This window comes from Polyangium sp. 6x1 (assembly GCF_029946515.1).
In the GTDB taxonomy this organism is placed as follows: domain Bacteria; phylum Myxococcota_A; class Polyangia; order Polyangiales; family Polyangiaceae; genus Polyangium.
The window spans coordinates 79,869-93,425 of the sequence record NZ_JARZHH010000010.1 but is presented as its reverse complement, the minus strand read 5'-3'; the positions used below and the strand labels follow the sequence as shown (position 1 = coordinate 93,425).

The window sequence follows — 13,557 nt, the reverse complement described above, 5'->3', positions numbered from 1 at the left end:
TTGACGTCGCCCTCCCGGGCAGCTACGCCCTCGCCCTCCATGGAGTCAGGAGAGGCTCGGATCCAGGGCCGCTGGGGCCCGCGCCTCGGGAGCGCCGCCCTCGCCCTCGTGCTCCTCGCGGGCATGGCCTTCTTCGGCAAGGTCGTCCACGCCCATTACCCCATCCAGAAATGGCTCGTCTGGCATTACGCCGGCGCGTGGCTCGGCGTGCTCGTCGTCCTTGCCGGCGCCTACGGCCTCGGCCACGTCCTCGTCCGGCGCGCCCTCGGCCTGCGCCTCCCGCTCCTCGAACACGCGATCACCGCCCTCGCCGTCGGCGTCTTCGGCTATGAAATCCTCGTCTTCCTGGCGGGGATTTTCCAGCTTTATCGCGCGCCCACGTTTTTCGCCCTCCCGCTCGGCCTGCTCGCCGCCGTGTCCGTGCCCCTCGCGCGCCACCTCGCGCACGTGCGCCGCGTGCTCGCGCGGGCCTCGCGGCGCGCGCCGAAGCTTGGAACGTGGGCGATCCTCGCGCTCGCGTTCGGCTGCCTCGGGCTCGGGCTCGTGTATTTCAACGTGCTCACCCCGCAAAACGTCCAGTTCGACGCGCGGTGGAAGCACATGGCGATCGCCGAGGATTATGCGATCCACGGCGGCGTGCACCCTTCGGCCGAGGGCTGGGTCTTCTCGGCGCGCCCGCATTTCAGCTCGTATCTCTACACCTGGGCGTTCCTCTTGCCGAAGAGCCGCCTCTTCGACCGGATGGTCCTCGCGGCCCACCTCGAATTCGCGGTCTTTCTGTTCACGACCGTCATTGGCATCCCCGCGCTCGTCCGGCGCCTCGCTCCGGGCGCCGATCCTCGCTGGATCTGGGCCGTCCGATTCCTCTTCCCGGGCGTCCTGCTCTACGACAGCTCCGTGAGCGGCGGCGCCGATCACTTCGGCGCCATGTATTCCGTGCCGATCGCGCTCTGCACGTTCCGCGTGCTCCGCGATTTCGATCCGCGCCGCGCCGCCCTGCTCGGCATTCTCGCGGCCGGCGCGGCGCTCACGAAGGAGACCGTGGCGATCATGCTGGTCCCCTTCCCGGCCCTCGCGCTCCTCGTGCAATCGATCCGCGCGGCCCGGACCACGCGCCGCGCCCTCCTCGCCCCGCTCGTCTTCGGCCTCGCCGCCCTCGTCGCCACGTCGCCGCTCTGGCTGAAAAACTTCGTCTTTTACGGCGACCCCGTCTATCCCCTCTCGCACCGCTTCCTGCACTTGCATCCCTTCTCCGAGGACGCCGCGTATCGATTCCAGTACGGCTATCTCGAAGGAAAAATGTGGGCGCCGACGCGAGACCTCGCGGGCCTCGCCGAGACGATGAGCTCGCTCTGGCTCTTCTCGTTTCTCCCGAACGATTGGGGGAAATTCCACGGCGACGTCCCCGTCTTCGGCTCGCTCTTCACGCTCTTGCTCCCGGCCTTGCTCCTCGTGCGCGTGCACCGGCGCGTGTGGTTTCTCGTCGCGTGGATCCACGTGGCGATCTTCTCGTGGTACTCCGTCCACCACCAGGACCGTTATCTCCAGGGACAGCTCCCGCTGATGACGGCCGTCACGGCGGTGCTCGCGCTCTCGCTCTACCGATCCTTCGGGCGTCCCGTGCGGGCCGCGCTCTTCGGGCTCGTGGGATTGCAGGTCGTCTGGGGCGGGGACGTGTATTTCATCCAGACGCATGTCCACGCGAAATCGCCGCCCAAGCACGTGATCGATCTCGTGAGCGGCGGGTTCGAGCAGAAATACGAGGATCGCTTCGCGGTCCAGGGGCGCTTCCAGACCCTCGGCGCCGAGGTACCGAAGGGATCCCGCCTGCTCCTCCACCTGATGCACACGCACCACGGCCACCTCGGCACGGGCCATCCGACGGTGCTCGACAATTACCTCTGGCAATTCGGCATCGAATACGGCCGCGCCGGCTCCCCCGAGGGCGTGCGCAAGCGATTGCGCGAGCTCGGGGTCACGCACGCGTTCCTCGCGCCCGAAAAAGAGAGCGACGGCTCGAATTCGATCGCGGCCGACATCCTGTTCTGGGAGTTCGCGCGGAGCGGGCTCGCGGAGCGCCGCGTCGTGGAGGGCGGCGTCCTCGGCCGCGTGATGGACGCGGCGATCACGGCCCCTTTCCACGACGCGGCCCTGCTCCTCGGATGCACGAAGGACGCGCCGCCGCGGGGGCTTTACCGCGTGAACGACCTGCACATCCTGCCGTATGGCCCGAAGGCGCTGGAATTCCCGGCGTCCGAAGCCGAGACCGCCACGAAGGAGGCGGCGGAGCTGCTGATTCCGAGTGCGGACTACGTGATCCTCGAAAAGCAATGTTACGAGCAGAAGCCGGCGGCGCTGCTCCAGGGCTTCGAGCTTCTCGTCGAGCGCAGGAGCAGCGGCGCCTGGAAGAAGCTCGAAATCTGGGCGCGGAAACGCTGAACCGCGACACCTGCCCCCATCCTTGAGGTCGCTCGTTCCGAAGCGACGTCAGGCTTGACGCGCGAGGTGCCGGAGAGTACTCCGCCCCGGCAATGGAGTCGGACTCGGCCGCGCCCGCACCGTCTGCTGGATCACGCGTACTCGACGCAGCACGCGCACGCGTGCGCCCGGTCCTGGCCACGACGATGCTCGTGGCGGGGATCCTGGTGTTCGGTTGGGTCGTCCACCCGCACTACCCGATCCAGAAGTGGCTCTTCTGGCGCTACGCCGGCTACTGGCTCGGCACCCTCGTCGTCGGGACGGCGAGCTACGGCATTGGGCACGTCGTGCTCCACCGGGTCCTCCGGACGCGCATGCCGCTCCTCGAGCACGCAATGGTCTCGATGGCGCTCGGCATCTACGGCTTCGAGCTGGTGATGTTCATCGCCGGCCTTCTCGGTCTCTACCGCACGGCCACATTTTTCGTCCTGCCCCTTGCCCTGCTCGCCGCGGTGTCCGTGCCGCTCTACAAGCACGCGCAGCACATCCGCCGCGTCCTCGCCCGCACAGCCCCGACCCGGCCGAAGCTCGGCATCTCCGCGCTCGCGCTCGCGTTCGGCGTGCTCGGCCTGGCAATGGTTTATTTTTATGTGCTCACGCCGTCGAACATCCAGTTCGACGCGCGGTGGAAGCACATGGCCCTCGCCGAGAGCTACGCAGTGCGCGGCGCCGTGCGGCCGGCCGTCGAGGGCTGGGTCTTCACGGCCCGTCCGCATTTCACGTCGTACCTTTACACGTGGGCATTCCTCGTCCCCGGGCGCCTCTTCGACAAGATGACGCTCGCGGCCCACCTCGAATTCTCCCTCTTCGTGGTAACGACGGTCGCCGGCATCCCAGCCCTCGTCCGGCGGCTCGTGCCGCGCGCCGATCCCCGCTGGATCTGGGCGGCGCGCTTCGTCTTCCCCGGCGTCCTGCTCTACGATAGCTCGGTCAGCGGCGGCGCCGATCACGTCGGCGCGATGTTCGGCACGGCGATCGCGCTCGTCCTCTTCCGCACCCTGCGCGAGCTCGACCTCCGATACGTCGCGGTGCTCGGCGTCCTCTGCGCCGCCGCGGCGCTCACGAAGGAGACGGTCGCGATCATGCTCGTGCCGCCGCCGCTCCTGCTCGTCGGCATTCGAGCCGTCACCCTCGGCGTGCAATCGTTCCGGGGGCGCCTTCCGCCCGAGCTCCGGCGCCGCTTCCTCGTGGCGCCGCTCGTGCTCGCCGGCGTCGGGCTCGCCGCGAGCTCGCCGCTCTGGCTCAAGAACCTGCTGTTCTACGGCGACCCGTTCTACCCGCTGCTCGGCGCGAAGGTGAAGGCGCACCCCTTCACGGACCAAGCCGGGTATCGATTCAAATACGGCTACGTCGAGGCCAAATTATGGGCGCCGACCCGCGATCTGAAGGGCCTGCTCCAGACGCTCCTCGCGCTCGTCGATTTCTCGTTCGTCCCGAATGACTGGCCCAAGTTCCACCGAAACGTGCCCGTCTTCGGATCGGCATTCACGCTCCTGCTCGGCTGTCTCCCGTTCCTGAAGAAGACGAAGCGAATCTGGCTCGTCGTGCTGCTCGTCCACGGCGGCGTCTTCATCTGGTACTCGGTCCATCACCAGGACCGGTACCTCCAGGCGCTCATGCCCCTCATGGCGGCGGTCACGGCAGCAATCGCGCTGCTCGTCTGGCGCTCGTTCGGCACGAGCGCGCGCGTCGCCCTCGCAGCTTCGTTCGGGCTCCAGATCGTATGGGGCGGCGACGTGTATTTCTTCCAGACGCACGCGCACGCGCGATCGCCGCTCAAGGAGGCCATCGACCTGCTGAGCGCCGGATTCGAGAAGAAATACGACGCGCGCTTCGGCATCCAGGGGCACTGGCAGGACGTCGGCAATGCGACGCCCGTCGGATCGCAGATCCTCTTGCACATCTGGCCCGACAACCACGCCCACATGGGGACGTGGCGAAAGACGGTGCTCGACGCCTACCTCTGGCAATTCGGCGTCGAATACGGCGCAGCCGGCTCGCCCGAGGGGGTGCGCAAGATGCTCTCCGACATGGGCGTCACGCACGTCTTCGCCGAGCCCGACAAGGAGAGCGACGGAGCAAACTCCATCGCAGCCGACCTTCTCTTCTGGGACTTCGCCACCCATCTCGTCGAGCGCAAGCCCATCGCCGTCGGCGTGCTCGGCAAGCTCCCGGACAAGCCCCTTCCAGCGACGCCCGTGGACCTCACCGCCGTCCTGAGCTGCTCGCGCAAGGCGCCGCCCAAAGGCCTCTTCCACGTGCGGGACCTGCGCCCCCTGCCTTTCGGGCCCGAGGCCGACGATTTCCCCGCGCCCGTCAAACCCGCGAAGACCAAGGAAGAGGCCGAAGCCCTGCTCCCGATGGCCCATTACGTGGTCCTGGAGGAAGGCTGCTACCCCGACAAGTCCAAGCCCGCGGACATCACGCGCGGCTTCGACCGCATCGCAAACCGCCGGCGTTACGGGAGCTTCAATGCCATGGAGCTCTACCGCCGCCGCCCCGGGCTCCCCACGATCCCCGTCACTCCCTGAGCCGCCGCGCCGGGGCTCTGCCCCGGGCCCCGCGGGGGCTACGCGCCCCTCGACCCGCGCCAGGGCCAGCCCTGGACCTCAGGGGGAAGAACTGCGCTGCGCGCAGTTCTTCCCACAGGCCGTTGGTACCGCGTTGCCGGTTGAGCCATCCGCGCTGCTGTCTTGGTTGGCAGCGTCGCTTGTGGTCTTGACCCGGCTGTTCGATGAACTGCGCATCGCGCAGTTCATCGACCCCGAGTCCAGCGCTTGCGCTGGTCCAGGTCCAGGGGCGGACAGCCCCTGGTGGGGCCTGGGGCAACGCCCCAGCGCAGCGCCTCCTCGATGAAACCCAGCTCAATTCAGGCGCGCGGCCCGGGGGGGTGCGGCCACGAGCACGTCGTCTGCGATGAGGTGCCCCCAGTTCCCTGTGGATTCGTCGACGATCACGACGCGCCCTTGCTTGCCGACGTATGCGCTCGTCGAGAGCTCGGCGGGCCGGAGGATCTCGTCCTGCTTGCCGCAGGCGCGTGCCACGATGCGCCCTTCGACCTCTAGGCCCACGAACGTCTTCTGACAATCCTTGCCGCCGCCCACGAGGACGTGCACGGGGTGGCCGTCGAGCGCCATCATTGGCAGTGCGAGCTTGCCCTTCGCCGCGTCCCCGCCGTGATAGCCGTTCACGAAGGCGCGGCCGACGAAGCCCGTCACGTCTTGCTGATTGCCGGTTGCGCTCGTCGTCGGCGCCTTGCCGAACGCCGTGCCCGTCACCTCGGTCCCCTGGGGGAAGGCCTCGTCGAAGCTGTAATGCACCGAAAATCCCGTCGTCGCGAACGCGATCACGTCGGGATCGGCGTCGGGTAGCTCTGCGCGGGCCGCGCGGAAGAGGTCGATGGCAGCATTGCCCATCGCGCCTGCGCGGAGCCGCGCGCGGATGTCGTCCTTCGTGCCCTCGGACCAGTGAATCCCGTCGATGTAGAGGCCCGTCCCCGGCGCCTTGTCCTCGTCGATGATCCGGAGCGTCGCGCGGCGGCCTTGCAAATCCTGGAGCTGCCAGGCCTCGGGCACGAGCTTTCGGTCGACGCGCGGACGCGCCGTCCGCAGGGCTGCGCCGTCGACGACGAGCTCGACGCGCACGCCGGGGCTTGCTTTGCCGCCCAGCGCAAAACGAAGCTCCGACCGCGAGAGGACGCCGAGGTCGATCTCCACGGTCCCCGTGCCGTCGCCCGCGTCTGGCAGCGAGACGAGCAGGCTCTTGCCCGTCGCGCCCGTGCGCCGGGTCTTCTCGATGCGCAGCCCCTCGCCGCGCATCGTCGCGCCCTGCGGGAGACTGCCCTCGAAATCGGCGACCTCGGCGAGCCTCCCCCGCAGCTCGCCGACGAGCTTCTCTCGGTCCGGGTGGCGCTCCAGGAAGGCCTCGTAAAACTCCATCGAATCGAGGATGTCGTTCCTCGAGCCCGTGCGCGCGAGCGCCGCGATGTCGCGGGCCGGATCGGGCAGCTGCGTGTTCTTCACGCCGCGCAGCGCCTTCACGAGGTCCGGATCCCAGCGAATGAAATGGAACGAGCTCCCGTCGACGCTCGCGCGGGTCTTTTCCTTGAATTTCTCGCCCCAGGGATTGCCGAGGTCCACGACCGCGCCTTCTGCGATCAGATCCTCCACCGTGCCGCGCTTCTCGTGCCCCGGCCGGCCGCGCTTCTCGATCGGCTTGTGCGCGATGCGCCGGTTCGCAAGTCCGTAGGCGTCGACGATCGGCAGGTCCGCATACCAGCCCACGAGACCGATGCAATCGATCGAAAGGCGGGGCTTGAGCCCGCGGGCGATGAACGTCTTGTGCAGCCGCTCGCCCATGCTCGCGTACGTCGAGCCGGATTCGAGCGGCAGGACGCTCTTCAGCGGGTAAAACGTGTTCTCTTCGGCGAGGTTCCAGCGCTTCTCGTACGGCTTGAGCACGCGGACGGGCATGGCTGCGAGCGCGACGGCGAGTGCCGCGGCCGAGCCGAGGAGCGCGCGGACCGGCGCGGAGACCTCGCGCAGCCGATACCGGACCGAAATCTCGGTGGTCGCCGCGAGGATCGGCAGGAGCGAGATGAAGAAGCGATGCTCCATGAAATCGCCGCCGACCTTCACGACGTAGCGGCCGTAGACCAGGAGCGAAAGGAATGCGAAGAGCCGGAGCCGCGTCTCGCCCCGGTTGCGAGGCCGCCCCGCGAGCGCGACGAGGAAGAGCGGGAGCCAGATCGCCGCGCCGCTCGTGAACAGGAAATGCGTCGCGTAGACGACGCCCTGCGACCAGTACGTCAGGTTGCCCGATTTTGCGTAATAGGTATTCGGAAAGAAATCGCCGTACGCGCGCCAGCGCCAGAGAAAATACGGGACGTACAAGAGGACGAACGGCGCGCCGTACGCGAAATAGCGACGGAGATCGAGCCGCTTCCAGAACGGCCTCTCCTCGCGGTGGACGAGGTCCTCGGCCACGATCGCGAGGCCCATGCATCCATAAAGGAGCAGGTGATCCGGCCGCGTCAGCGCGGCGGCGATGAGCGAAAGCCCCGACCAGAACGCGCCATTCTTCTTGAGCGAGGCCCACATGCCCACGGCCACGAGCATCGCGGCGGGCATGGTCTCGAGCCCCGACGAGGCGAACGTGTGAAACGGCCGGCTCGCGGCGAGGGCGAGCGCGGCGAAGGGCACGATCGCCGGCTTCGGGCTCGCTTTGCGCACGACGAGCGCCACGAACACGACCGCGAGCACATACGACGCGAGGTTGCCGAAGAGCCCCGCGTGCGGGATCGAGACCCGGACCTTGGCGAGGAGCCCGAGCACCAGCGTCCACAGAAAATTCGTGTATCCCTCGACCCACTCGCCTGGGTTGAAGACGAGCCCCTCGCCGCGGGAGAAGTTCCTCGCATACCGGAACGAAATGAACGCGTCGTCACACAGCCATCGGATCTTCCACGCGAAGAAGAGGCCCGCGCCGAGTCCACCGAGGAGGAAGACCGCGTAGAGGACGCGCTTGACGGCGAGGGAGACGCGGCCCGCGAGGAAACGCTCGAAGAGGAGCAGGGCGGCCGCGCCGAGGATCAGACCGGCGAGGAGGGGCAAGCTGGCCCGGAGGGCTTCGGCCGCGGCGACGACGATTTCGAGGAGCATCACGGGAACGTCTGGAGGCGTAAGGGCGGGATCCGGCGCGGGAGACTAATACATTCGGGGGGAAGTTCTAGCAACGAGGCGTCGGGGGAAGCGCCGGGCGGGCGATGCGGGCGTCACCCACCCCCGAACATGCCAAGAAGCGCCAAGGTGACCCGTCACCTACCCCCGCTCACGCCGTGAGCCGCGAACACCCGACCCGATCCACCCCCACGCGCCCCATGACCTCGGCCGGATCACCCCCGCCCTGACCCAGCTCGGAATCTGCTCGGGGGAGGATCCTCCGTGCCTCCCCCCGCCCATCCCCGGAGCCCACGAGGATCCCCCCTCACCTGCCCTCGACATCTCCGGGGCAGACCCAGATCACGCCTTGTCGACGATCCGCCCCCGATTCTCCTCGTACCAGGCGATCGTCTTCCCGAGCCCCTCTTCGAGCGTCGTCCGCGCCTCGAACCCGAACCATTCCCGCGCACGCGACACGTCGAGCATCCGGCGCGGCTGGCCGTTCGGGCGCGCGCTGTCCCAGACGATGTCCCCTTCGTAGCCCACGGCCTTCGCGATCGTCGCCGCGAGGTCCCGCATCGAGACCTCGCGCCCCGCGCCGAGGTTCACCGGCTCCTCGCCGTCGTACCGCTCCGCCGCACGCACGAGCCCCTCGGCCGCGTCCTCCACGTAGAGGAACTCCCGCGTCGGCGACCCGTCGCCCCAGAGCACGACCGACCGCTCCCCGGCGCGCCGCGCCTCGACGAACTTGCGGATCATCGCCGGAATCACGTGCGAGTCCTCGAGGTCGAAGTTGTCCCGCGGGCCATAGAGGTTCACCGGGAAGACGACGACAAACTTCGACCCGAACTCTTTCCGGTACGCCTGCGCCATGACGAGCAGCGCCTTCTTGGCGATGCCGTACGGGGCATTCGTCTCCTCCGGATACCCGTTCCAGAGATCCTCTTCCCGGAACGGGACGGGAGCGAACTTCGGATAGGCACAAATGGTACCAGCGACGACAACTTTGGGGGTCCCTGCGCGCCGCGCCTCTTCGAGGACGTGCAGGCCCATCGCCATGTTGTCGCGGAAGAACGTGCCGGGGTGGCGCCGGTTCGCGCCGATCCCACCGACGCGCGCGGCGAGATGCAAGACGAGGTCGGGTCGGTGCGTTTCGAAGAGAGATCGCGTCGCGTGGGCGTCCGTCAGATCGAACTCGGCCGAGCGAGGGACCACGATCTGCCGCGCGCCACGCGCCTTCAGCACTTCCACGACGTGCGAGCCGAGGAACCCGGCGCCGCCCGTGACGAGGATCTTGGAGTCAGAGAGAGGGAACATCGGCATGGCAAGCACGACCTTACCGAAGGCGATACCACCCGCACACGCTCGGCGCAGCGAACCGATCGAGAAGTAACGAGAAGCACATGCCGCGCAGAGTCCGCCCCAAGAAGCTTTTTCTCACGATCGGCGAGCGCGTGAAGGCGTTCCGGCTCGCCGCCGGGCTGACCCAGGAGGAGGTGGCCGAAGGTCACGCGCCCGAGGCGCTCGCCAACAAGGGCCACATCTCCAGCATCGAGCACGGGCTCGCCAACCCCACCGTCGAGACGCTCCAGCGCATCGCCGAGGCGCTCGAAGGGCTCGACGTGGAGCTCGTCGACCTCGTCGTGTCCCCGGACGAGAGCCTGCGCCACGCGGTCATCGCGCTCTCGCGGACGCTCTCCGACGAGGCGCTCGGCGAGATCCTGGCGAAGCACGGTCCCCTGCCGGAGCTCGTGCCCCGGAAGAGGAAACGCACGCAACACCGGGCGAGCGGGGCACGGCCGAAGGCGCGGTGACTACGTCGGCGGGTTGAGGTACCACGCCACGAATTTGCGGATCCCCTCGCGAATCGCCGTCTTCGGCTCGTAGCCGAGCGCGTCCCTGGCGGCGCGGATGTCCGCGATCGTGTGCTCGACGTCGCCAACGACGGCCGGGCCGCGATGCACGCGCGCAGGCTTGCCGAGGGCCTCGGCGAGCAGATCGACGACCTCGTGGAGCGTCGTCGGCGTGCCCCCAGCGCCGAGGTTGTACACGCGGTAGCCCTCGCCGACCCGATCGATCGCGCGCAGCGTGCCGTCGATCACGTCGTCGACGTAGGTGTAGTCGCGGCTCGCCTCGCCCGTGCCGTAGAGCTCGATCGTCTCGCCGCGATCGATGGCGCGGCAGAAGGCGTGGATGGCCATCTCCGGGCGCTGCCGTGGGCCGTAGACCGTGAAGTAGCGGAGCGAGGTGACCCCGATCCCCTGCGTGTGCACGAGGGCGCGCAGCACGAGCTCCGCGGCGCGCTTGCTCGCGGCGTACGGGCTCATCGGCTCGTCGGCGCGGTCGTCCTCGGCGAAAGGCAGGCGCTTGCTCGCTCCATAGACCGAGGAGCTCGACGCGAACACGAAGCGGCGCACGCCGCGCGCGCGGGCGAGCTCGGCGAGGCGCGTCGTGCCCTCGACGTTCACGCGCTGGTAGCGGGCCGGCGCGGCGAGGCTCGGGCGCACGCCCGCGAGGCCCGCGAGGTGCACGACGACGTCGAAGTCCGTGGCCGAGAGGATCTCCGCGACGGCCGCCTCGTCGAGCAGGTCGGCCTCGACGACGTGGGCGCGGCCGCGGACGCGGGCGAGGTTTCGCTCCTTGATCGAGCGTGCGTAGAAAGGATCGAAGCTGTCGAGGCCGACGACCGTGTCGCCTCGATCGAGCAGGCGCTCGGCGAGGTGGGATCCGATGAATCCGGCGATGCCGGTCACGAGCAGCTTCATCGCGCGCGCGAGGGTAGCACCACGATCTCGCCTTGCCTCCACTCCGAGGGCTCGTGCGGACGGACCGTTCTGCTATCCTCCGCCGCCGTGAGCGCCGTGGACATCACCCAGCCCTCTCCGGGCGAGCCCCCTGCCATCGCCCTGGCCCGAAAGGCGGCCGAGAGCCCGGTGGTCATCCTCCCGCGCGTCTCGCTCGTGGTCCCGGGCCTGAACGAGGCGGCGAGCCTGCCCGAGCTCGCTCGGCGCATCGACGAGGCGCTCTCCGGCAAGGAGCAGTACGAGCTCATCTTCGTGGACGACGGCAGCACGGACGACTCGTGGTCCGTGATCAAGCGCCTCGCCTCGGAGAACCCGGCCGTGCGGGGCGTGCGGCTGCGCAAGAACTTCGGCAAGGCCCAGGCCCTCACGGCCGGCTTTCGCAAGGCGCGCGGCACGATCTTCGTGACGATGGACGCCGATCTCCAGGACGATCCCGCGGACCTTCCGAACTTCCTCACCAAGCTGGAGGAAGGCAACGACGTCGTCGTCGGCTGGAAGGTGCAGCGGCTCGACCCGACGAACCGCCTCTTCCTCTCGCGGATCTTCAACGGCACCGTCGGCCTCCTGACGGGCGTGAAGCTGCACGACATGAACTGCGGCTTCAAGGCGTACCGGTGCGAGGTCATCCGCTCGATCCCGATCTACGGCGACCTGTTCCGGTTCATCCCGGCGCTCGCGGCCTCGCAGGGCTTCAGCGTCACCGAGATCCCGATCAAGCACCACGCGCGCAAGTACGGCTCTTCGCGCTACGGGCTCGAGCGCATCCTGCGAGGCTCGTTCGACCTGCTCAGCGTGCTCTTCCTGACGCGGTACCAGAAGAGGCCGATGCACCTCTTCGGCTTCGCGGGCCTGACGCTCGCGGGGATCGGCATGCTGATCGAGCTCTACCTGACGGTGCTCTGGTGCTTCGGGCACAAGATCGGCGACCGGCCGCTGCTCATTCTCGGGGTGCTCATGATCGTCACGGGCATCCAGCTCTTCTCGATGGGCTTCATCGGCGAGTTCTTGACGTACCAGAGCCAGACCCGTCACCTCGAAGACGAGCCGCCGATCCGCGAGGAAACCCTGTGATCCCCGACGCGTACTTCGACCGCTTCGAGACGCAGAAGTACCGAAGCCAAAACCCCGTGCAGCGGATGCTGATCCGCCGCTTCGCCGCGACGCTGCACTCGATGTTCCTCGAAGCCCTGCCGGCGCGCACGGTGCTCGAGGTCGGCTGCGGCGAAGGGTTCCTCTCGGGCTACCTGTCGGAGAAGCTCGAAGACACGAGCTTCGTCGGCGTCGAGTACAACCCGGACGACGTGGCACGCCTGCGCCGCCACTTCCCGCGCATCGAGGCGCACGTGGGCTCGATCTACGACCTCGGCTTCCTCGCGAAGAAGCCCGACGTCGTCGTGTGCTGCGAGGTCCTCGAGCACCTCGACGATCCGCGCCGGGCGCTCGCGGAGCTGCGCAAGCTCGGGGCGAGGCGCGCGCTGCTCTCGGTGCCGCACGAGCCGTTCTTCATGCTGTCGAACTTGCTGCGCGGGAAAAACGTCTCGCGCTTCGGCAACGACATCGACCACAAGAACCACTGGGGCCTCGGCTCGTTCCGTGCGCTGCTCGAACCCGACTTCGAGGTGCTGGAGCTGCGGACGTCGTACCCGTGGATCCTCGCGCTGGCCGAGCCGCGTCCGTAGGCTCACCAGCCGGGGTGGAGGCTCCCGTTGCAGCCGGACGAGGACTCCTCCTCCACCTCGTAGCAGCATCGACCGTCGTCGAGCAGGCCATCGCTGACGATGGTGAAGGGGTTCGGATTGTCGCGCGCGATGATGTCGCTCGCCCGCTCGTCCCCGGGGCACACGTTCGGGTCGTCGCCTGACGCCTGCGGCCAGGTGAAACATCGGTACGCCGTGAGGTCGTCGCCGCAACCTTGGGTGAGGACCGGCAAGAGGAACGAAGCGAGCGCGAGCGCGCGCAGGAGCTTCTTGGAGGTGCGCATGCTCGCATCCTAATCGAACGAGCAGGCGAACCCACGAGTGCGCTCATTTCGCGCACGGCTCGATCCTCTCCGAGGCGCCGGATCTCGGCTCCTCCCCGCGTTGGATCCTGCCTCTCACATCCAACCCACGTTGACGCATCGCACGGCAGGTCTCCCCCGACAAACCTTCCGCGAACCTCTCGTCCCCGGTGCTCCCCTGCGCCCCGGCTGGACGAACCCTCTCGCAGCGAAGGCCTTTCCACGCCCTGGCCGCGGGCTTGCATGGGCTGATCCCGCGCGCGATCCACGTCCACGAACTGCGAGGCTCAGCCCATGGCGCTCGATTTATCGATCTCCCACGGACAACGTACTCCTCCTGGTGCCCAGCCCGATACGAGCGAGCCCAGCGATGCACGTCCCCCGGCGACGGGCCGTGCGGACGACGTCTCCCCCGTGACGCGAGCGCTCTCCCTCGCGCAAGCGCTGGCCGATGCGCTCGCCGACACCCGCGGCTTCGGGGTCAACGCCGCGGCCCAGCACGAGCTCTCGCTCGCGCACTCGCTCGCCTCGCACGTCGTCGACATCCTCGAGGGCCTGCCCCCCGAGTCCGTGCGGTCGTCGAGGACGCCCGACGCGGAATGACGAGGCCCTCACC

Annotated in this window: 10 protein-coding genes; 6 read left to right on the top strand and 4 right to left on the bottom strand. The window is 68.3% G+C overall.

Going from position 1 to position 13,557, the window contains the following annotated elements:
* Window positions 1–39 precede the first annotated feature (39 nt).
* Both QHF85_RS12785 and QHF85_RS12780 read left to right on the top strand, forming a co-directional pair.
* Window positions 40–2,439: a hypothetical protein gene (locus tag QHF85_RS12785; protein ID WP_281327425.1), complete on the top strand. Its 2,400-nt coding sequence runs from the start codon at window positions 40–42 to the stop codon at window positions 2,437–2,439.
* A gap of 161 nt (window positions 2,440–2,600) precedes the next feature.
* Window positions 2,601–5,009: a hypothetical protein gene (locus tag QHF85_RS12780; RefSeq protein WP_281327424.1), complete on the top strand. Its 2,409-nt coding sequence runs from the start codon at window positions 2,601–2,603 to the stop codon at window positions 5,007–5,009.
* Between the two features lie 333 nt (window positions 5,010–5,342).
* Here QHF85_RS12780 and QHF85_RS12775 read toward each other — a convergent pair whose 3' ends face one another.
* The gene (locus tag QHF85_RS12775; RefSeq protein WP_281327423.1) at window positions 5,343–8,138 is read right to left on the bottom strand and encodes a hypothetical protein; all 2,796 of its coding nucleotides are present in this window, start codon (window positions 8,136–8,138) and stop codon (window positions 5,343–5,345) included.
* A 360-nt stretch (window positions 8,139–8,498) separates the two neighbouring features.
* Window positions 8,499–9,455, bottom strand: a complete 957-nt coding sequence (locus QHF85_RS12770) for a GDP-L-fucose synthase (RefSeq protein ID WP_348652735.1) — start codon at window positions 9,453–9,455, stop codon at window positions 8,499–8,501.
* Window positions 9,456–9,541: 86 nt separating this feature from the next.
* Between QHF85_RS12770 and QHF85_RS12765 the strand changes: the two genes are divergently transcribed.
* Window positions 9,542–9,952, top strand: coding sequence for a helix-turn-helix transcriptional regulator (locus QHF85_RS12765; protein ID WP_281327421.1), 411 nt, complete (start codon window positions 9,542–9,544; stop codon window positions 9,950–9,952).
* Here the strand turns inward: QHF85_RS12765 and QHF85_RS12760 are convergent, their stop codons facing one another.
* Window positions 9,953–10,903: an NAD-dependent epimerase/dehydratase family protein gene (locus tag QHF85_RS12760; RefSeq protein WP_281327420.1), complete on the bottom strand. Its 951-nt coding sequence runs from the start codon at window positions 10,901–10,903 to the stop codon at window positions 9,953–9,955.
* 87 nt (window positions 10,904–10,990) lie between these two features.
* On the opposite strand from QHF85_RS12760, the gene QHF85_RS12755 reads away from it, so the two are divergent.
* Entirely contained in the window at window positions 10,991–12,013 is a 1,023-nt protein-coding gene (locus tag QHF85_RS12755) for a glycosyltransferase family 2 protein (RefSeq protein WP_281327419.1), read from the top strand.
* Entirely contained in the window at window positions 12,010–12,621 is a 612-nt protein-coding gene (locus QHF85_RS12750) for a class I SAM-dependent methyltransferase (RefSeq protein ID WP_281327418.1), read from the top strand. Before QHF85_RS12755 ends, QHF85_RS12750 begins: the two co-directional genes overlap by 4 nt.
* A 2-nt stretch (window positions 12,622–12,623) precedes the next feature.
* On the opposite strand, the gene QHF85_RS12745 is transcribed toward QHF85_RS12750, so the two are convergent.
* Window positions 12,624–12,923 (bottom strand): hypothetical protein, encoded by a 300-nt coding sequence (locus QHF85_RS12745; protein WP_281327417.1) that lies wholly within the window; start codon window positions 12,921–12,923, stop codon window positions 12,624–12,626.
* Window positions 12,924–13,355: 432 nt separating this feature from the next.
* Here QHF85_RS12745 and QHF85_RS12740 point away from each other — a divergent pair, with 432 nt between their 5' ends.
* Complete coding sequence (locus QHF85_RS12740) at window positions 13,356–13,544, top strand: hypothetical protein (RefSeq protein ID WP_281327416.1); 189 nt, start codon at window positions 13,356–13,358, stop codon at window positions 13,542–13,544.
* Window positions 13,545–13,557 lie beyond the last annotated feature (13 nt).